Origin of the sequence: Affinundibacterium baiyunense, assembly GCF_018139645.1 — a bacterium.
Taxonomy (GTDB): domain Bacteria; phylum Pseudomonadota; class Gammaproteobacteria; order Burkholderiales; family Burkholderiaceae_D; genus Undibacterium; species Undibacterium baiyunense.
In genome coordinates this window covers 19,406-39,326 of the sequence record NZ_JAGSPM010000011.1, presented here as the reverse complement: position 1 = coordinate 39,326, position 19,921 = coordinate 19,406, and the positions used below count along the sequence as shown (strand labels likewise).

General features: G+C 45.6%; 15 protein-coding genes. 10 read left to right on the top strand and 5 right to left on the bottom strand.

The window, feature by feature from the left end; all coding sequences use genetic code 11:
- The first annotated feature begins 52 nt into the window (after positions 1-52).
- The gene (locus KDM92_RS15680; RefSeq protein ID WP_212685383.1) at positions 53-706 is read left to right on the top strand and encodes a response regulator transcription factor; all 654 of its coding nucleotides are present in this window, start codon (positions 53-55) and stop codon (positions 704-706) included.
- A gap of 33 nt (positions 707-739) precedes the next feature.
- On the opposite strand, the gene KDM92_RS15675 is transcribed toward KDM92_RS15680, so the two are convergent.
- The gene (locus KDM92_RS15675; RefSeq protein WP_212685382.1) at positions 740-1,972 is read right to left on the bottom strand and encodes an extracellular solute-binding protein; all 1,233 of its coding nucleotides are present in this window, start codon (positions 1,970-1,972) and stop codon (positions 740-742) included.
- Between the two features lie 337 nt (positions 1,973-2,309).
- On the opposite strand from KDM92_RS15675, the gene KDM92_RS15670 reads away from it, so the two are divergent.
- Complete coding sequence (locus tag KDM92_RS15670) at positions 2,310-3,560, top strand: DUF5009 domain-containing protein (protein WP_212685381.1); 1,251 nt, start codon at positions 2,310-2,312, stop codon at positions 3,558-3,560.
- Positions 3,561-3,631: 71 nt separating this feature from the next.
- Here the strand turns inward: KDM92_RS15670 and KDM92_RS15665 are convergent, their stop codons facing one another.
- Positions 3,632-4,285 carry a hypothetical protein gene (locus KDM92_RS15665; RefSeq protein WP_212685380.1) on the bottom strand — a complete coding sequence of 218 codons (654 nt, stop codon included), beginning with the start codon at positions 4,283-4,285 and terminating at the stop codon, positions 3,632-3,634.
- A 222-nt stretch (positions 4,286-4,507) separates the two neighbouring features.
- On the opposite strand from KDM92_RS15665, the gene KDM92_RS15660 reads away from it, so the two are divergent.
- The 6 genes from KDM92_RS15660 (at position 4,508) to KDM92_RS15635 (ending at position 10,341) form a co-directional block, all read left to right on the top strand.
- The gene (locus KDM92_RS15660; RefSeq protein WP_212685379.1) at positions 4,508-5,098 is read left to right on the top strand and encodes a DUF6882 domain-containing protein; all 591 of its coding nucleotides are present in this window, start codon (positions 4,508-4,510) and stop codon (positions 5,096-5,098) included.
- A 79-nt stretch (positions 5,099-5,177) separates the two neighbouring features.
- Positions 5,178-5,768: an SAM-dependent methyltransferase gene (locus KDM92_RS15655; RefSeq protein WP_212685378.1), complete on the top strand. Its 591-nt coding sequence runs from the start codon at positions 5,178-5,180 to the stop codon at positions 5,766-5,768.
- 175 nt (positions 5,769-5,943) lie between these two features.
- Entirely contained in the window at positions 5,944-7,023 is a 1,080-nt protein-coding gene (locus KDM92_RS15650; RefSeq protein ID WP_212685377.1) for a type 1 glutamine amidotransferase domain-containing protein, read from the top strand.
- Between the two features lie 267 nt (positions 7,024-7,290).
- Positions 7,291-7,872, top strand: coding sequence for a GbsR/MarR family transcriptional regulator (locus KDM92_RS15645; RefSeq protein WP_212685376.1), 582 nt, complete (start codon positions 7,291-7,293; stop codon positions 7,870-7,872).
- A gap of 39 nt (positions 7,873-7,911) precedes the next feature.
- Positions 7,912-9,303: a cytochrome ubiquinol oxidase subunit I gene (locus tag KDM92_RS15640; RefSeq protein ID WP_212685375.1), complete on the top strand. Its 1,392-nt coding sequence runs from the start codon at positions 7,912-7,914 to the stop codon at positions 9,301-9,303.
- A gap of 3 nt (positions 9,304-9,306) precedes the next feature.
- Positions 9,307-10,341 carry a cytochrome d ubiquinol oxidase subunit II gene (locus tag KDM92_RS15635; RefSeq protein WP_212685374.1) on the top strand — a complete coding sequence of 345 codons (1,035 nt, stop codon included), beginning with the start codon at positions 9,307-9,309 and terminating at the stop codon, positions 10,339-10,341.
- A 1,031-nt stretch (positions 10,342-11,372) separates the two neighbouring features.
- Here KDM92_RS15635 and KDM92_RS15630 read toward each other — a convergent pair.
- On the bottom strand, positions 11,373-11,885 hold the full coding sequence (locus tag KDM92_RS15630) for a T6SS immunity protein Tdi1 domain-containing protein (protein ID WP_212685373.1): 513 nt from the start codon (positions 11,883-11,885) through the stop codon (positions 11,373-11,375).
- 101 nt (positions 11,886-11,986) lie between these two features.
- Entirely contained in the window at positions 11,987-16,069 is a 4,083-nt protein-coding gene (hrpA, locus tag KDM92_RS15625) for an ATP-dependent RNA helicase HrpA (protein ID WP_212685445.1), read from the bottom strand.
- Positions 16,070-16,132: 63 nt separating this feature from the next.
- Between hrpA and argA the strand changes: the two genes are divergently transcribed.
- Positions 16,133-17,443, top strand: a complete 1,311-nt coding sequence (gene argA / locus KDM92_RS15620) for an amino-acid N-acetyltransferase (protein ID WP_189346623.1) — start codon at positions 16,133-16,135, stop codon at positions 17,441-17,443.
- An 85-nt stretch (positions 17,444-17,528) separates the two neighbouring features.
- Complete coding sequence (locus tag KDM92_RS15615) at positions 17,529-17,801, top strand: oxidative damage protection protein (protein WP_189346622.1); 273 nt, start codon at positions 17,529-17,531, stop codon at positions 17,799-17,801.
- Positions 17,802-17,983: 182 nt separating this feature from the next.
- Here the strand turns inward: KDM92_RS15615 and aceB are convergent, their stop codons facing one another.
- Positions 17,984-19,570 (bottom strand): malate synthase A, encoded by a 1,587-nt coding sequence (aceB, locus tag KDM92_RS15610; RefSeq protein ID WP_212685372.1) that lies wholly within the window; start codon positions 19,568-19,570, stop codon positions 17,984-17,986.
- Between the last annotated feature and the right edge of the window lie 351 nt (positions 19,571-19,921).

Below are 19,921 nucleotides of genomic sequence, written 5' to 3'. Positions count from 1 at the left end.
CAGACAAGCTAAGCACAGAAAAATAGAACATTAATTTCAAAGGGGAGCCGAAATGTCACAAAGTAATCCTGTCGAACATCAAGCGAATATTGCAATCATCGATGATGATCCAAGTGTACGTAGTTCATTAGTGATGTTGCTCGAAACACGTCATTGGAAAACCACCGAATTCGAACGTGCGCAAGATTTTCTTGACCAAGCAAATCCGACCGATTTTAACTGCCTCTTAGTCGATGTCAGAATTCCCGGCACCAATGGATTGGAATTATTTGATGAACTGATTCGTCGTAGCAAATTGCATCGCCTTTACCTACCGCCCGTTATTTTTCTTAGTGGTCATGGTGACATTCCTCTGGTTGTTCGCGTGCTGAAACAAGGTGCGGTCGATTTCTTAGAAAAACCGGCAGATCATCGCAGCATTATTGATGCAATTAGCCGCGCAATCGCCACTGATGAAAAAGCCAGAGCCGAACATCAAGGACAAGCCGGTTTACTGAAAGAAATCGCAGAATTAACACAAAGAGAGCGCATGGTGTTGACTGAGATCGTGGCTGGTTATTTGGGAAAGCAAATCGCCGATCATCTTTCTATCAGTCCCAAAACCGTCGAAGCACATCGACTACATATCTGCCAAAAATTAAATGTTAGAACAAGCATGGAACTCGTCGCTAAGTTACGCGACATTCCACCTAGTCTGTGGCAATAAGTCAGTAATAAAGTAATCAAGTAATCTTTTTGTTTAACGGCGTTCACCAAGCAATATCACATTGGCTTGCCGCGAGGCTTGCTCAAGATTACGTTTTATAAGCGCTTGAGATTGCGCACCTTGTTGCCCACTCACCGTTGTCACAATTTTGGCGATGTTGGTACGAAACACGCTCTCTAACTGAGCCCAAGCTGGAACCACTGGATAATGCCGCCCCAGGCTCACCTGCTTTACAAATTCCGCGTAATGCGGATCTTGCATCAGCGAGGGATCATACAAAGCATCGAGTCGTGCTGGCAACATACCAGATAGTTGGCTAAATTTGACTTGCGCTTTCTGTGACACCAGATACTTGAGTAAATTCCATGCTTCCTCTTTGTTTTTCGATGATCGCATCATCGCTAAATCCGACCCAGAGAAGAAAGTTTGATTGCCTTTAATTCCGGCTGGATAAGACGCAACACCAAAATTTTTAGCCGCGACAGTGCCCATCTGACCGCCCTTCGATTTTGGTGTATTGAACATCTTTAACACCCAAGGTCCACTAAAAATCACTGCATATTGATTCGTAAAAAAACCGGACTCAATTTGTACTGAATCCTTCTCCAACGCAGATAGCGGTACCAATCCCTCGTTCGCAAAGCTGGTGTAGAAGCTGATCGCTTGCATCGTTTCTGGCGAGAATATGCTGGCTGACTTTCGGTCCGCACTCAGAAAATCTCCGCCTGCATTCCAAATCCAAGGCGCGATATTATGCAAAATATCGGAGTCATTTTTACCTGGATAACCGAGCGCAGCGACTTTCTTACCTTCGAAGTCAATACCATTTATTTTTTGCATCGCTTGCTTAAAACTACCCCAATTCGCAAACGCTTCATTTGGCTTCACACCCGCTTTTTTGAATAGATCGCTACGATAATAGGCAACCCGTGCACCGGCATACCAAGGAATAGCAAATACCTCACCTTGATTATGTTGATGCGTAGTGACCCACAAGGCAGGAAAGAAAACCTTGTCACCACCAACTTCTTTTTGTTGCTGCAAGCTGATAGGCTCTAAAGCGTTTCTTGCGGCAATTGCAGCTACCCAAGTACTACCTAACTCCACCAAATCGGGACCTTGTCCGGAATCTGCCGCGGCACTAATTTTGCTCCAAGCATTCTCCCAATTTATCACCGTCACATTGACTCTTAGATGAGGATTGAGAACTAAGTAGGGACGTAAAATTTCACGCATATCCTGCTGAGGCTGAGCCGTAGTGGACATGATCCAAATATTTAGTTCAGATGATTTCGCCCATGTATTCGTTGTGCAAAACGATACGAGAACAAAAATCACCGCCATTAGAATCTGTCGCCACTTATTGAAATGCGCTAATTTCATATGTCTAAAATAGATCAAAAGAGATGTGTAGTTTGCACCAAAATTGATTTCATGAAAACGAACACCTGATCATCTAAGTACATTTACCTAGAACAGAAAGTAGTTCTATGCATTGTCGTTTTAACTTGCTCAAGGTAAATTTCTGCTTGGAACTATTTCATTGTGCTTCATCACAAGAAATTACCGCATTCCTCTCCCAGTATTTTGAAAGTCTAGTTTCATGCTAAAACCTATCAACACCCTAAAAAATCAAAGGGTGATTTCCATTGACGCTTTTCGCGGCATCACGTTTTTAATCATGATCATCGTCAATGAACTAGCCAGCGTTAGTGGTATTTCTGTATGGCTCAAGCATATGCCTGCGGACGCTGATGCGATGAGTTTTCCCGATATCGTATTCCCCGCCTTTCTATTTATCGTTGGCATGTCGATTCCATTTGGTATTAATCATCGGATTGCACAAGCTCAAACCCGCTGGCAATTAAATGTACATATTTTTTTACGCGCGCTCGCATTGATCATCATGGGTTTGTTTATGGTGAATGCTGAGAGTGGCTATCATCAAGCATCCATGCCGATCTCGATACAAGCTTGGTCGCTCTTGTCTTATCTGGCTTTTTTATTGATTTGGGGCGTGTATCAGTTTAAACATGTACTGATCAATCGCATTCTGACCGCGACTGGCGTCATGTTGCTTGTGGTATTGGCGCTCATTTATCGAGGAGGAGAAAACGGTACACAGAGCATGACACCACAGTGGTGGGGCATCTTAGGCTTGATCGGTTGGGCCTATTTGATCTCTTGCGGCATCTATCAACTGTGCAGCGGCAAACAAAAACACTTACTCTTTTCCGTCTTTATTTGTACTGCTTTTTATGTACTAGTACACAGTACTTACTTCGGACACTTCATCGAGAGTAATCAATCCATCGCTTCATTGATGAAGATCATTGCTAGTCTAGATGGCCATGTCGCTCACAGTAGCATCGTGCTCTTAGGTGTGATTTGCTCCTTAATTTTCTTTGAAGAGGATACTGTCATCAGCCATTTAAGAAGTCACTCAAAGAGCGAACCAAGACGATTCATCAATGCGGCAATTTTATTCATGATACTCATCTTCGCCGCAACTGCTTTACGACCAGATTTCAAGATCTCGAAAATCTATGCAACACCTTCGTGGTGCTTTTATTCCGCTGCAATTTGTATCGCTGTATTTAGTTTCTTATTTTGGCTGATTGATTTACGCAAGATACAAAACTGGATGATCGCGATTAAACCAGCGGCGATCAATCCGCTTGTCTGCTATCTACTTCCATTCGCAATCGAAGCCATACTCCATCTCAGCGGCATGCAATCACCTTTGCGTCGATTTGAGGGCGGGATGGGAATATTTGCGGCCTTGTTTTACTCGCTGCTAATTATGTTCTCAGTTCACGGACTAAACAAAATCAACTTTCGAATCAAATTCTGAGTCGCTCGGCATGATGAAGCCTAGGTTGCGAATTAAGATCAGGCTGACCGACAAGATCAAAAACGTGCGCGCTACTCGCTTGCACGACCCTTAATTAATCCATCGATTGATCCATCCGCTGATGTCGATTCATCGATAACCTCGTCCTGCGTCGGCGTAGCCTGTTTCGATTTCCATTTGGAATAAAAATACGCACTACCAGCGACGGCACCCGTCACTGTCGCCGCTGCACCGATAACAGGGGCAGCGGCAACCACGATAGGCGGGCCAATAATCGCTGCACCAGCAGCAACGCCAGCGGCAATCCCTAAGCCCATTGAGACGGTTTCTGTTTTCTCTTTAATTTCGAGGTGATTTTCTTCTAGTTTTTCATCTAGTTTTTTGACGCCATCGATCACATGCGTACTGACCGCCTTTGCACTCTGCGTCGCTGTATCTGCAATTTGCGAACCACGCTCCTTGACTTTCTCGACGATTGCTTGCGTGGTTTCGTGCTCAATCACATTACTCAGCGATTGATGTACGGATTTGCTCGCCGCGATAGCGATTGAGCTGGCGGCGGCCGATGTCTTATTGAAGTTATCGACATTCACGACTTGCACTATGCCTTGCGTTAGATCTTTTGTTAAATCTTGCGCTTTAGATTGCACTTGCAGTAATCCGCGACCAGCGCTACCGGCAGACTGCACCGCCAACTGACTAAGTTTTTCCAAACGATCTTTCATACACATCCTCGTAAATACGGCAATTTAGAATTCAGCAATTCTAAAGGCTAACAGCTGGCACACAACGGGAAAATCCAACATTTTGTACCATACGCTTCTGCCCTATTCTGCAAAAATACGAATCCTATTCAATGAAAATCCTGCTGTTATAATGTGCAATGATCCATTTTTGTCAGATCTATCGATAAGTTTTTGATTTGACTAGGTTTTTTATTAGCTATTATGAGCAGAATTCTTTACTTTCTTCGCAATTTCTTACCAGGCTTCAAACCTGCCGAGATCTCTCCCCAAGCGAAAACATTTATCAACCAAGCACATCAAGAGATGCTCAATCAACATCAAGAGCATGCGGCGAATTGGAAATATGGCAAAGAAAAAGGCTGGTCTGCGGATTTAGAAGCTGGCATCATCGTGTTTCAATTTGCTGGCGATAAAACCGGCACCAGCCATTTTCAAACTGTTGGCATCTATGACGAGGCAAGCCAATCCTTTACTTGGGCGTGGTCGCAACGATCTTTGCCTTCCTCACTCCGCAATCATGCAACGATGGCGAAACACTGGGGACAAGCGCAAGGTCATCGCGCGTATAGCACCAGCAACATCGTATGCAGTATGGACGATGCTTGGAAGTTTGCTGCAGTTACGCAAAAACTTGCGGGAGCGCATAGCGTTTATCGCGGTCGCGTCGGCAACCGTTATATTTTTATGACCACAGAAGAAATCCACATCAATGATGCGACAAGCCCAATGAACACGGCATCGTCAGACAAATCGCCAGCTTGGAGCAAGGGACGGCATCGTCCTAGCTGGTAAATCTCTGGCTATAACAATCTTGATCAAACGATCAAATCAAAAAACTGCCCTTTTTTTCTTTCGCCACATTCAAACAATTATGCTCATCCTCACTATAAAACAAGGCAAAGAAAAAAGTTTGCTAGACGGCGATCCATGGATTTATCTCTCTGCAATTGAACGCGTCGACGGCAAGTTTCATGAAAGAATGAAGTCTGGCGCCACTTGCTTAGTAAGATCATCAAAGTCCGAATTCTTAGCTCGCGCAGCTTGGAGTCCCAAGTCACAAATTCGCGCCCGCGTATGGACTTTTGATGAAACAGAAGCGGTTGACCATGCTATGTTTAAACGACGTATTCATGCCGCACTGACAAAACGTTTACCACTCATTACGAAGTCTGACGTAAAACTAGAAAAACCACAGCTGCTAATCAATGCGGAAGAAGATCAACTGCCAGGCCTCGTGGTTGAATATCACGCAATTCAACAAGGCTTTCTTGCCTGTCAATTTCAAGCTGCAGGCGTGGATGCATGGAAGGTCGCCATAGTCAAAACCCTGATTACAGAAACAGGCTGCAGCAATGTGTACGAACATACGGATTATCTCGTACGCAAAGGCGAAGGCCTGCCCGGTGGTTCTGGCGTTTTAGCTGGCGATGCCCCACCTGCCAACTTATCCGGCCTACTTTAAGCCGCCTCGGCAAATGAGAAATGACGGAATCAAGTAGTCTGGTCATTGAACCACTCAGAACAAGATCGCATCAAAAAGAAACCTAGTCTGCTCACAAAAATTCTTATTTTTTCACCTTTTTTTCACCTACTCACAACTACATTAATCATCCAATTTATTCAATGGAGGAATGATGATGTGGAAGAAAATAGGTTTGGGATTGATCGCGGCAGTCGTAAGTATCGTTGCCATGCTGGTGATCACGGCGATCTGGTTAAGCAGCTTGCTAGACCCAGACATCGACACTGATCTATTAAAAGCCAGCAAGCCTAGCGACATAGCTTATCTGCGCGATTCACTGCCCGCTACTCGCGGTAAGATTCTCGCAGTCGTTACCAGCACTTCGCAAATCGGTAAGAAAAAAACAGGCTATGAATTAACTGAACTGGCACGCGCTTACTACGTGTTTCAAGCCAACGGCTACCAAGTCGATATCGCCAGCCCACAAGGCGGAAAAGCACCAGCGATATTAGACGATGACGACATGGCTGAATTTGATTATGCTTTTTTGAACGATACCGTTGCGGTCAACAAAGTCAACAACACAATACCCTTAGCAAATGTCGATGGCGAGCAATACGATGCCATCTATTTTGTCGGTGGCAAGGGCACGATGCTTGATTTCCCTAATAATCCACACATACACCATTTGGTGAAGCATTTTCATCAACAGCAAAAACTCATTATCGCAGTCTGCCACGGCCCCGCCGCACTCAGTCTAGTCAAATTAGCTGACGGCAGCGCCTTTGTTAATCAAAAAAGAATCAGTGCATTTACCAATGAAGAAGAATTATTTTTGATCCCTAATGCAAAAGAACTATTCCCTTTTTTATTAGAAGACAAACTGCGAGCACAAGGTGCGATCATCGAAAAAGGACCACGTTACTTGCAACAAATCAGCCAGCATGACAAACTCATTACGGGCCAAAATCCGTGGTCAGTTTGGGAAATGGCAGAAGCAAGCATACGAGAACTTGGATTTCAAACGCTTCCACGTGAAAGAACCAATGAAGAGATTTCTGTTGATATCCTCGGTCACTACGAAAAACACGGCTACGAAAAAACCAAGCAATATCTACAGCGGTTTCCAGCGAATTCCATCAAACGAAATTTGATAGCAATGCATGCACTAGTCGCGGCAATGTCCTATCAACCAGCAAAAGTGATCGAGCTGATAGGCTTGTTACGCGCAGCAAAAGCGCTGACGACAACATAGACAATTGATCAAGCTATAAGTTAAGCCACAGATCAAGATTACAAGCGAAGAAGACGGCTCCTCTCAACCCATGAGAGCGAGCCGTTTTGTACTACTTAGCGCAGATTAGTGCAAATCACCACACCATCCTTCAATAGCTAGTTTTTAGAGTACCTCCGCACAAATCGCAAAATCGGGCGAAAAAAACGCGAAAAAAATAATCGTGCTATATTTCCTGAAAATACTGGAAATTCAAATATTACTGGAACTACAAATAAGGAATAAACCATGAGCATCAGTCCGACCAAAGAAAAATTTATCTCGCATTTCGGTGAAATGGGCAGCCGCTGGGGCATTAATCGCACCGTTGGGCAAATTTATGCACTCATTTTTCTCAGCGAAAAACCACTGTGTGCCGATGAAATCGCCGAGCAATTAACCTTCTCTCGTTCGAATGTCGGCATGAGTCTGAAAGAACTACAAGCATGGCGCTTAGTGAAGTTGGTGCACATCCCCGGTGAACGCCGCGAATTTTTTGAAGCACCCAAAGATGTGTGGGAAATTTTCCGCAACTTAGTGGAAGAGCGCCGCCGCCGCGAAGTAGAGCCAACCTTATCCATGCTGCGCGAAGCCTTACTTAAAAACGATGCGAGAGAAGATTCGAAAGATGATGCGAAGGATGGTGAAAGATATGCGCTGGAACGCATTCAACAAATGCACGACCTAATCGAACTCACCAGTGCGTGGTTTGACGACGTCGAAAAACTCTCACCAGAGACGCTACAAACCTTGATGAAAATGGGCTCCAAGGTCGTCAAGTTGATTGAGTTTACGGATCGCCTACGCCTTGATGGCAAGTCAAAAAACTAGTCGCTAACTCGCTATATCGAGAGAAGAAGAGAACCCATCATGTCAGCAGAACTTGCAAGCACTTTCGACCCCATGCTGTTAGCGCGCATTCAGTTCGCCGCGAATATTAGCTTTCACATTTTATTCCCCAGCATCAGCATCGCACTTGGCTGGGTACTGGTGTTTTTCAAATGGCGCTACAACAGTACCAAGGCAGAGCACTGGCAACGCGCTTACTATTTTTGGGTAAAAATTTTTGCCCTCAGTTTTGCGTTAGGCGTGGTCAGTGGCATCACCATGAGCTTTCAATTTGGTACCAACTGGCCGGGTTTTATGGAAACCGTTGGCAACATCGCCGGACCACTCCTCGCCTATGAAATTTTGACAGCATTTTTCTTAGAAGCGACTTTTCTTGGCATTATGTTGTTCGGTCAAAAGCGGGTGGGAAATCGACTCCACACCATCGCCACTATCTTGGTCGCCAGCGGTACAACGCTCTCCGTGTTTTGGATCATCGCATTAAATTCTTGGATGCATACACCAGTCGGCTTTGAGATGATCAATGGCCAAGCGCATGCAACCAGCTGGTTACAGATTATTTTCAATCCATCGATGCCCTATCGTTTTACGCATATGATGCTGGCATCGGGTTTAACCGTTGCATTTTTAATTGCGGGTATTAGCGCTTATCGCTATGTGCGTGGCGGACGCAGTGACGACATTCATATCGGTATCAAAACGGGCGTTACATTAGCGGCGATATTGATCCCTTTGCAAATCCTCGTTGGTGATTTACATGGACTGAATACCTTACAACATCAACCAGCAAAAATCGCTGCGATGGAAGGAATTTGGGAAACCCAGCAAGGTGCCCCCGCTGTCCTGTTCGCGATTCCCGATCAAAAAAATCGTGTGAATAAAGCTGAAATCGCGATCCCCAAATTAGCCTCGCTTTATCTCACACACGACCTCAATGGAGAACTCAAAGGGCTTAATGATTTTGTCGGCAAGCATCCACCTGTCGCACCCGTCTTTTTCGCGTTTCGCATCATGGTCGGTATTGGCTTGCTAATGCTGGCGATATCTTGGCTGGCTTGCTGGTTTGTTTGGCGCAAACCAGCTTTACCAGCATTCGTCTCACGCTCTTTAGTTGCAATGAGTTTTTCCGGTTGGATTGCGTTACTGGCAGGTTGGTACACCACCGAAATTGGTCGTCAACCTTATTTGGTGCAAGGTGTGCTCACCACTGCCGAGGCGGCGGCCAAAGTGCCTGTCCCGATGTTGGCGAGTTCGCTTGCGATGTATTTAGCGTTATATGTTTTTTTGATTATTTCGTACATCTCCGTCGTCTTCTATTTAGCTCGTAAAGCAGATCGCACGGAATCGACAGCTAATTCAGCGACAATAGCGACACCAACAACGCCAACATTCACCACTACACTGAGAACGTAAATCATGATCACCCCACTCTACCCAGATTTATCCCAAGCCGCAGGTTGGTTACCACTCGCCTTTCTGGTCGTTATGGGCTTAGCGATGTTGGCTTACGTGATTCTAGATGGCTACGATCTCGGTGTCGGCATCTTGATGCGGCATGCGAATGATGCGGAAAAAGACATCATGATCGCCTCTATCGGTCCCTTCTGGGATGCGAACGAAACTTGGTTGGTATTAGGTGTTGGCATTCTATTGGTCGCATTTCCGACAGCACACGGACAAATATTAGGTGCACTGTATTTTCCAGTCGCGATCATGTTGTTAGGATTAATTTTACGCGGCGTCGCTTTCGATTTTCGAGTAAAAGCCCACGCACAAAATAAGCCTGCATGGAACCGAGCCTTTCATATCGGCTCCATCCTCGCCGCCTTTTCACAGGGCTTTATGCTAGGTATGTTGGTAGTGGGATTTCAAACCAGCATTTGGAGCTATGCCTTCGCCAGTTTAATTGGCTTGTGCTTAATGGCTGCTTATTGCCTATTAGGTGCAACCTGGCTATTGATGAAGTCAGAAGGACAACTGCAAATCAAAGCAGCAACCTGGGCAAGACGCAGTTTATGGTTAGCTGGCGTCGGCATTGCCACCATCTCCATCGTTACGCCGTTCGCCAGCCCCAGTATTGCGGAAAAGTGGTTTAGCTTTCCTAACTTTATATTGCTATTTCCGATTCCGATGATCACTGCCATTTTATTTTGGTGGATCGATAGAATTTTAAAATGCCTACCCGCGCAGTTAGTGCAAGCGAACCAACGCTGGATTTGGACACCATTCGCCAGCACCGTAGGAATATTTTTCTTGGCATTTCACGGCTTGGCATACAGCTTATTCCCCTACCTCATCATCGACAAAATCACCATCTGGCAGGCCGCGAGTGCGCCAGAATCTTTGATGATTATTTTCGTCGGCGCATGTATCGTGCTTCCTGTCATCATTGCTTACACGGTGATGGCTTATCGGATATTTTGGGGTAAGGCGACGCTGTTGGAGTATTGAGAGCGTTCATTTCTCGTGAGCGGGATTGGGGCGAAGGTCAAGTTAAAATTAGGCTCCCTTCTCCCGTAAGCGGGAGAAGGGTTGGGGATGAGGGTGCTTGAGTTACTACGAGAATAATTTGTTGGCGATAATATTCAGTAGTTTTGATTTTTGGCGTTGGAATTGCGTTCGCAAGTTCGTTAAGTTCACAGGTCGGGTGTGGCCCGACAGCCAATTACCTTTTTTGCTTCGCCAAAAAAGGTAATCCAAAAAAGGCGACCGTAGACTCGCCCTCTGGGTGCTTACGCTACGCTTCAGCATAATTTGTGCCTCACAAAAAATGGGAAAGTGTTGAAACTGTTCTCAGGAATGTTCGCTTGCAAGCGAACATCGTTCCGCAGGCGAGGCGCATGCGCCTCGAATTCCCTGCTCCACCTCAGACAACAACACTTTCTTATCCATTTTCTGTGACGCACAAATTACTTCGTCTCAAACGGGGGTAGGTCAACAGCAAAGTCAAAAGCAAAACCAAAAACAATGACCTACAACTGATACTAGAAAAATGCTTGTCCGTCGTTACTGATTGTTTTGATGTTGGGGTTGCAATTGACTTTGACGCTGTTCCACTTCTGACACTGCCAATTGTGCAGGACAAAAAATGGATAAAGAAAGCTTCGTTGTTTGAGCCGAAGGCGAGTTTCGAAGCTTTCCCATTTTTTGTCTTGCTCAATTGGGAAGCCGAAGGCCAGTGGCAGTGTGGTCGCCTTTCTTTGCTTACTTTCTTTGGCGAAACAAAGAAAATAATTCGTTGAACTATAGTTCAACCTATCGGGCCACTCCCGACCTGTGAACGATGAGCGTGTTTACAGATAAATATTTAGATTAAAGTCGATAACTTGCGCGCGAATAAAATTGACTGTTTCCACATGAGCAAAAAACTGACCACACTACTATTCTAAAATTTGTTCCAGTATCAAATTACCGTCGCGATGTCTTAAATGCTCTTACGGCGCGGGTTTCACCCGTCCTACATGGCGAGAGCGAAACGCGCTTTAATTCCAAAATTTCCACCAAGGTCTTTTGACCAAATTCAATTGAACACTGCCAATCTCGGCTCCTACCGGCAAATCTTTCACCTGATGATGAATTTGTCCAAGAATCGAAAAATGCACTTGAATATCACAAACTTCAATATTCTCGAGTTCATAAGTACCGCCTAAAATTGGCGGCACCTTGAAACTATATACCTCGCCTATACTCAACATTTTCCCGGCCAACCTCAAGTCCCCAACAGCTTGGATTGGCAAATACTTTTCTGAAAAATCATCACTGTTTAATTGCTCCTTGAAATCATCAAGATCAACAGCAACTCTTGTCATCAATCCTTCATAGACATTCAGAAAAAATACTTCACCACTTCCTGTCTCTTGTACGAAAGGCTCACCAAAGGCGGTAATCAAAATTGGAATTCTGTTCTTTCCAATAAGCCAATGCCAGTCCGAAAGCAAAGTTTTCGAATTGTATTTAGAAAAATTTACCGTTAAATCATTAAAAGATAGATTCAATCCATAATTCTCCAAAAAATACTACTCAGCAATCAATTGTAGGTGGCAAAAAAATTTCTCGGATATAAATCCAAAAGCACGCAAAAAAACACGTGGCAATCCTACCGCAACAAACTCTCCCAAACCTTCTGCAACCTCTTAACGGAAACAGGCATAGGCGTCCTCAACTCCTGAGCAAACAAAGACACCCGCAACTCCTCTAACAACCAACGAAACTCAAGCAACTTAGGATCCGCATCCACACCCGATCGACGCGGCGTGCGTTGCCACGGCTGCGCGACGATGTTCCACTCTGTCATCAGCTTCGCATCACGTGCAGGATCGGCGCGGAGTTTGTCCATGCGTACCGTGATCGCTTTCAAGTAGCGCGGATAATGCGCTAACTGGGCGAAATCGACTTCGGCGATGAAGCGTTTGGTAACTAGGTTTTGCAATTGTTGCTGCATATCGGCGGCCGCTTGCGCGTGGGCTTTGAGACCTTGCAACTTCTTCGGTAGGCTGTAATATTCCGCCAAAATTAAGCCTGCTAAACGCGCGATTTCGTTGGCTAGTAGATTGAGTCTAGCTTTGCCTTCATCACGGCGTTTATTAAACTCGCCAGAATTTTTCGGCAATGGCGATTGCATGAAAGCACGATCTAAGGCGGTCGTGACGATTTGTTCGCGCAACTCTTCTTGTGAACCTAGCGACATAAATTGCATGCCCATTTGCTGCAAGCCCGGAATGTTTTTTTCTAAGAACTTGACTTGCTCTTTCATCTGCAAGGCGAACAAACGACGTAAGCCCACGTGGTGTACACGCGCTGCTTCGTCAGGGTCGTCGAAGACTTCGATGTGACAATGTGTTTGTTTATCGACTAAGGCTGGGTAACCGATTAAGGTTTGTTTGCCTTGTTGGACTTCGAGTAGTTCTGGCAGTTCGTCGAAGGTCCATGTGGTTAAGTTTTCTTGTTGGATTGCTGGGGCTACGGATTTTGTTGCGGTAGCGGATTTTGTCGAGCTTGACGACACTGGATTCCCGCTTTCGCGGGAATGACGGTTAACTAAGGATTCGGTTGCTGCGGATTTAGAGTTATCTAACAAGGCTAATTTATCGGCACTGGCAATCTTTTGAAAACTCTCACGCGCTTGTGAGCCGAATTCGGCACGTAGCGTGGCGAGATTGCGGCCCATTTCTAATTGGCGTCCGTGTTCGTCGATGATTTTAAAATTCATCGTTAGATGCGCAGGCAATTGTTCAAATTTGAAATCCGTACTCAGGCATTGCAGACCTTTTTGTTCACGAATATCGGCGATCAAGGTTTCTAAGAAATTGCCTTTACCGAATTCATTGCGCTCACAAAATCCTGCTGCGTAATCCGGTAACGGAACGCAATGACGGCGGATTTTTTGTGGCAGTGATTTAAGTAATAGCTGCACTTTTTCTTTGAGCATGCCTGGCACTAACCATTCGCAACGCTCGGCGGAAACTTGATTTAAGGAGAACAAAGGAATCCACAGTGTCACACCATCGCGCGGACTACCCGGCTCGAAATGATACGACAATTGCAAACCCACACCGGAAACTTGCATCAGTTTAGGGAAGAAGTCGGTGGTAACGCCCGCCGCTTCATGCCGCATCAACTCGTCTTTATTCAAGTAGAGCAATTTAGGATTGCCTTTGGTCGCTTCTTTGTGCCATTGCTCAAACAAGACCGCGTTGTAGACATCGGCTGGTAGATGTTTATCGTAGAACGCGGCGATTAAATGATCATCGACTAACACGTCTTGTCGACGTGATTTGTGTTCGATGTTTTCAATTTCGCGTATCAGTTTTTGATTGAAGGCTAAGAATGGTGCACGCGTATCAAAATCACCTTCGACCAACGCATCGCGAATAAAAATCTCACGGGCTTCTTTGGGATGCGTCAGGCCGTACTGTATGCGTCTTTGGCTGTACACGACTAAGCCATACAAAGTCGCGCGTTCAAAGCCTGAAACTTGTCCCGTACGTTTTTCCCAACGAGGTTCACCGTAAGATTTTTTGAGTAAATGCCCACCGACTTTTTCTAGCCATTCTGGTTGTATCTGGGCGAGGCACCGACCGTACAAACGTGTGGTATCGACCAGCTCAGCAGCCATGATCCATTTACCTGCTTTTTTCGCCAAATAAGAACCCGGCCACACATAAAACTTGATGCCGCGTGCGCCTAAGTAGTGTGCATCTTCTTCCGATTTAAAGCCAATATTGCCTAGCAAACCCGTCAACAAGGAGAGGTGTAATTGCTCGTAAGTGGCTGGTGCTTCATTCACGCGCCAGCCCTGCTCTTTGACAATAGTCAGCAATTGTGAATGCACTTCGCGCCATTCACGCAATCGCATTTGGCTTAAGAAATTGCTGCGGCAATTGTCTTGTAATTGACGATTGGTTTTTTTGTGTTCAATCGCGTCTTCAAACCACTTCCAAATTTTGAGATAGGACGTAAATTCGGATTTTTCATCCGCAAATTTTTTGTGCGCTAGATCGGCTGCGCTTTGTGCATCCATAGGGCGATCACGCGGATCTTGTACCGATAAAGCCGCTGCAATAATCAAAACTTCGCTCAAAGCTTGATTATCACGTGCCGCCAAAATCATGCGACCTACGCGTGGATCTAGTGGCAACTTGGCGAGCTCTTTACCCACCGCCGTTAACTGATTGCTGTCATCCATCGCGCCCAACTCTTGCAAGAGTTGGTAACCATCGGCGATTGCACGCCCCAAAGGTGGTTCGATGAAGGGGAAAGTTTCAACATCCGTCAGGCGCAAAGACTTCATTCGCAAAATGACAGATGCCAAAGATGAGCGCAAAATTTCTGGCTCGGTAAATGCGGCACGTTGCTTAAATTCTTGCTCGTCGTAGAGACGAATACACACACCTGCAGCCACGCGACCGCAACGACCCGCGCGTTGATTGGCTGCCGATTGTGCAATCGCTTCGACTTGTAATTGCTCGACTTTATTACGATAGCTATAACGTTTGACACGTGCCAAACCTGCATCGACCACATAGCGTATGCCCGGCACGGTCAGCGAGGTTTCTGCCACATTAGTCGCTAATACGATACGTCGCGCATTAGAAATTTTGAAGACACGTTCTTGTTCTTGTGCCGACAGTCGGGCAAACAAAGGCAGTATTTCTACATGCGGTGGATGATGTTTGCGCAGGGCTTCGGCGGCATCGCGGATTTCGCGTTCGCCCGGCAAAAACACCAAAACATCGCCCGAGCCCAATCGACATAATTCATCGACCGCATCGGTGATCGCCACCATCAGATCACGTTCTTTATCTTTTTCATCGGCTTGGATCGGACGATAGCGCACTTCCACTGGATACAAACGTCCCGATACTTCAATCACTGGTGCCGCTTTACCGTGTTCACCAAAATGATTGGCGAAGCGCTGCGCATCGATCGTCGCTGAAGTAATGATCACTTTAAGATCGCGACGCTTAGGCAATATCTGTTTGAGATAGCCGAGCAAGAAATCGATATTCAAACTGCGCTCATGCGCTTCATCGATGATGATGGTGTCGTATTGACGTAACAGTGGATCGGTCTGCGTTTCTGCCAGCAAAATACCGTCGGTCATCAACTTCACCGAAGCGCCTTTGCTCAAGGTATCGGTGAATCGGACTTTAAAGCCGACATGCTCGCCTAGTGGTGAATTGAGTTCTTGGGCGATGCGTTTCGCAGTCGATGATGCGGCGATACGACGCGGCTGCGTATGGCCAATCAAGCCTTTTTGGCCGCGCCCCAATTCCAAGCAAATCTTCGGCAACTGCGTGGTTTTACCCGAACCTGTTTCGCCGCAAACGATGATGACTTGATGTTTTTTAAGCGCTTCGGCGATTTCGTCACGTCTGCCTGAGACAGGTAATTCTTCTGGATAAGTAATTACCGGTGGTGGATTGCGAAATGGCAGACTAGGCTCTGGTCGAGTCTCTGTCCTTTTTGCTTGTGCCAACTTCGCTTGCTGATGCTTGTGCGTGGCTGGCTGCGGCGACGAATTTCCTGACTGACTAGTGTTTTTAACACCACTTCCTGAATGACTTTGGGGTGCAGCAGGCTTGGCTTGCTTATCCTTTTTAGGAAATCCAGCGGGTTTGACTTGTTGTTGTGCCGCTTGACGCAGGCTGTCACGCAAAGCCTTCAAGTCTGCAGGCATTTTTTTTGGTGATTTTTGGGGAGTTTTATTATCAGACATAGCGGACGCGATTATAATCCGTCCATGGAAAATTCTGTTCAATTCGTTCATTGGCTGCGCTCGGTCGCACCGTATATTCATGCCTTCCGTGGAAAGACCTTCGTGGTCGCGTTTCCGGGAGAACTCGTGGTGGCTGGTGCCCTGCCCGTTTTGGCGCAGGATTTGTCGCTACTGCACGCACTCGGGATCAAAATCGTGATCGTGCATGGCTCACGTCCACAGGTCGCGGAGCAGTTGGCACTGCGTAATGTCGAAGGTCGTTTTCATAACGGCATACGGATTACCGATACCGCTGCACTGGAATGTTCGAAAGAAGCCGCAGGCGAATTACGCTTAGATATTGAGGCCGCGTTCAGCCAAGGTCTGCCGAATACACCGATGGCACACGCAGCGATACGAATTATTTCTGGCAATTTTGTTACGGCAAAACCGATTGGAATTGTCGATGGTGTGGATTTCCAATTGACAGGAACAACCCGTAAAGTGGCCTATGACACGATAGACCGTATCTTGGATGCTGGTAGTTTGGTGTTGCTATCTCCGCTAGGATTCTCGCCGACAGGTGAAGCTTTTAATTTGACGATGGAAGATGTTGCGGTTTCTGCTGCTACCGCTTTGCGTGCGGATAAACTCATCTTCATCTCCGAAACTCCGATGATGGTCGATCAAGACGGTGATGAGATTCGTGAATTATCGTATAAACAAGCAGAAGCAGAACTTGAAAAGAAATATTTAGCTTCTGACGCTAGTTTTTATCTCGAGCACGCCGTCAAAGCTTCACGCGGCGGCGTCCCACGTATTCACATCGTGCCTTATAAGATTGATGGCTCCGCCCTGCTTGAATTGTTCACGCATGATGGCGTTGGCACCATGGTTTCTACCGAAAACCTCGAAAGCTTGCGCGAAGCGACCATTGAAGATGTCGGTGGCATTATTAAATTGATCGAGCCACTAGAAGCCGATGGCACCTTAGTCAAACGCGGACGTGAGTTAATTGAACGTGAAATTAATTACTTCTCCGTCATCGAGCATGATGGTGTGATCTTTGGCTGTGCGGCGTTGTACCCATTCCCTTTCGACAAAATGGGCGAAATGGCTTGTCTCACGGTAAATCCCGACGTACAAAGCCAAGGCGATGGCGAACGCATTTTAAAACACATGGAAAAACGCGCCCGTCGTGCTGGATTCCACTCTTTGTTTGTGTTAACCACTCGCACTGCACATTGGTTCTTAAAGCGTGGATTTGTCCAAGCGACTGTCGATGATTTACCAAAAGATCGACAAAAAATGTACAACTGGCAGCGCAAATCCTTGGTCTTAATCAAGCAACTATAAATATGCTTGCCAACCCGATTTAAAAATCAAACGTATAATCAAGGCTTATCCCCCTAGAATTTGAATCATTGAAGGAGTACCGATTATGGCCCGCATGGTCCACTGCATTAAATTAGATAAAGAAGCTGAAGGCCTAGACTTTCCAACTTATCCAGGTGAATTGGGTAAAAAGATTTTTGAAAATGTGTCCAAAGAAGCGTGGGCTGCTTGGTTGAAACATCAAACCATGTTGGTCAATGAAAACCGTTTGAATCTCGCCGACACCCGCGCTCGCAAGTATTTGGCGACGCAAATGGAAAAGCACTTCTTCGGTGATGGTGCAGATGCAGCGCAAGGTTATGTGCCACCGAGCGAGTAAAGTACACTGCACACCCCAAAATTAGAAGCGAGCCTAGTGTGAACTAAGCTCGCTTTTTTATTGGTTAACTGAATCAATCGAAGCAATTAAGACTATCACTGGTGTCCACTTGATTCTGCCAACTTGCTGCACCGTACTACGATCTAATCAATCTCATCGGCGCAATCTCCTCATATCACAACTTAAATCTCTTCATACAAAGGCAAAGTTAAAAATTCTGCAAAATCAGCCGAAGTCGACATTTCCTCAAAAATCTGCGCAGCTCTATCGTAAGTTGCACCTTCACCGACTGACTGCTTTACCTTCACCAATTCTTCCACAATCATCTCGCGCACCATCGCAGCGGTAATCTTACGACCATCTTCTAACACGCCTTTGACGGAGCGTATCCATTGCCATACTTGCGAGCGACTAATTTCGGCAGTTGCTGCATCTTCCATTAAATTATGAATTGGTACGCAACCATTACCCGCTAACCACGCGCCAAGATAATGGATACCGACATTAATGTTGTAACGCAATCCTGCTTCGGTGATCGGTGTTTCTGGTTGGAAGTTGAGCAAATCTTGCGCACTCACGACGACGTCGGGGCGTTTTTTTGCAATTTGATTGGGCGCATCGCCTAAAACTTTCTTAAACTCCGCCATCGCCAAATCAACCAAACCTGGATGGGCGACCCAACCACCATCGTAACCATCGGTCGCATCACGCGCCTTATCGTTACGCACACCCGCCATCGCAATCTCATTCTTTTCTGGATCGTTTTTAATTGGGATTAAGGCCGCCATACCGCCAATAGCCGGAGCATTACGCTGGTGGCAGGTCTTCAATAACAACAAGGCATAAGAACGCATAAACGGCGCCGTCATCGTTACTTTTGCGCGATCAGCTAAACAGAAATCGCCGTCATTTTTAAACTTTTTGATGCATGAGAAAATATAATCCCAACGGCCTGCGTTCAAACCTGAACTATGCTCACGCAGCTCATATAAAATTTCATCCATCTCAAATGCAGCAACGATGGTTTCAATCAAGACGGTCGCTTTAATCGTCCCTTGTGGCAAACCAAGTTCATTTTGTGTCATCACGAAAATATCATTCCACAAGCGCGCTTCTAAATGTGATTCCATTTTAGGCAAATAGAAAAATGGACCAGCGCCACGAGCGATTTGCTCCTTGGCGTTATGGAACATGAACAAAGCAAAATCAAAGATACCGCCAGATACACGTTTGCCATCGACTAGCACATGCTTTTCATCCAAATGCCAACCACGTGGACGCACAACTAAAGTCGCGATCTTGTCACTCAACTGATATCTCTTACCATTTTGTTCGAGACTAATTGTGCGACGCACTGCATCACGTAAATTGATCTGACCCGCAATTTGATTATCCCAATTGGGTGTATTGGAATCCTCAAAATCCGTCATATAACTATCCGCGCCAGAATTTAAGGCATTGATAATCATCTTGCGCTCAACTGGTCCGGTGATTTCAACACGACGGCATTCCAAGGCTTTGGGAATTGGCGCAATTGTCCAATCACCATTACGAATATGCGCGGTTTCAGGAAGAAAATCTGGTCGTTCACCCGCGTCCATACGCGCAGCACGAGCAACGCGCGTGCCTAGCAATTCTTGCCTACGCGTTTCAAATTGGCGGCTTAATTTAGCGACTAAATTTAAGGCATCTAGCGTCAAAATTTGCTCAAAACCAGGCTTGATTGCACCGGTAATTTCCATACCGGCAGGTAATGTCAGTTGTGTCATAGTGGCTCACCTAAAAAATAGTCAACAAAATAAGTAGTAAATAAGCAGTAGAAATACGGTTCAATCATTGCAGTGCACAATTTATTCTTCAATAGCGATTTTTCGCAGTAGAAATGATTAATACAGTCATAAATTCATAAAAAACTTAAGAAAATAAAAAATTTAAGCCAGATTTAGATGCAAATGAATAGTTAAATCAAAGTATATTCAACATCTATGTGTACATAATGCCTCGTTTTATCACAGTATTTTTAACTTTTAATCACAAATAATCCAATATCAACAATTTATTGTTACTATTAGTTAAAAGACTAGCTTAATTAGGCACGCACTCACTACAAAAATAAACGC

What these genes read in the sequence shown, in the direction of transcription:
- KDM92_RS15650 (WP_212685377.1), top strand. Translation starts at nt 5,944, where the DNA reads ATGTGGAAGAAAATAGGTTTGGGATTGATCGCGGCAGTCGTAAGTATC.
- KDM92_RS15635 (WP_212685374.1), top strand. Translation starts at nt 9,307, where the DNA reads ATGATCACCCCACTCTACCCAGATTTATCCCAAGCCGCAGGTTGGTTA.
- hrpA (WP_212685445.1), bottom strand. Translation starts at nt 16,069, where the DNA reads ATGCCTGCAGACTTGAAGGCTTTGCGTGACAGCCTGCGTCAAGCGGCA.
- KDM92_RS15660 (WP_212685379.1), top strand. Translation starts at nt 4,508, where the DNA reads ATGAGCAGAATTCTTTACTTTCTTCGCAATTTCTTACCAGGCTTCAAA.
- KDM92_RS15665 (WP_212685380.1), bottom strand. Translation starts at nt 4,285, where the DNA reads ATGAAAGATCGTTTGGAAAAACTTAGTCAGTTGGCGGTGCAGTCTGCC.
- aceB (WP_212685372.1), bottom strand. Translation starts at nt 19,570, where the DNA reads ATGACACAACTGACATTACCTGCCGGTATGGAAATTACCGGTGCAATC.
- KDM92_RS15675 (WP_212685382.1), bottom strand. Translation starts at nt 1,972, where the DNA reads ATGTCCACTACGGCTCAGCCTCAGCAGGATATGCGTGAAATTTTACGT.
- KDM92_RS15615 (WP_189346622.1), top strand. Translation starts at nt 17,529, where the DNA reads ATGGCCCGCATGGTCCACTGCATTAAATTAGATAAAGAAGCTGAAGGC.
- argA (WP_189346623.1), top strand. Translation starts at nt 16,133, where the DNA reads ATGGAAAATTCTGTTCAATTCGTTCATTGGCTGCGCTCGGTCGCACCG.
- KDM92_RS15670 (WP_212685381.1), top strand. Translation starts at nt 2,310, where the DNA reads ATGCTAAAACCTATCAACACCCTAAAAAATCAAAGGGTGATTTCCATT.
- KDM92_RS15645 (WP_212685376.1), top strand. Translation starts at nt 7,291, where the DNA reads ATGAGCATCAGTCCGACCAAAGAAAAATTTATCTCGCATTTCGGTGAA.
- KDM92_RS15640 (WP_212685375.1), top strand. Translation starts at nt 7,912, where the DNA reads ATGTCAGCAGAACTTGCAAGCACTTTCGACCCCATGCTGTTAGCGCGC.
- KDM92_RS15655 (WP_212685378.1), top strand. Translation starts at nt 5,178, where the DNA reads ATGCTCATCCTCACTATAAAACAAGGCAAAGAAAAAAGTTTGCTAGAC.
- KDM92_RS15680 (WP_212685383.1), top strand. Translation starts at nt 53, where the DNA reads ATGTCACAAAGTAATCCTGTCGAACATCAAGCGAATATTGCAATCATC.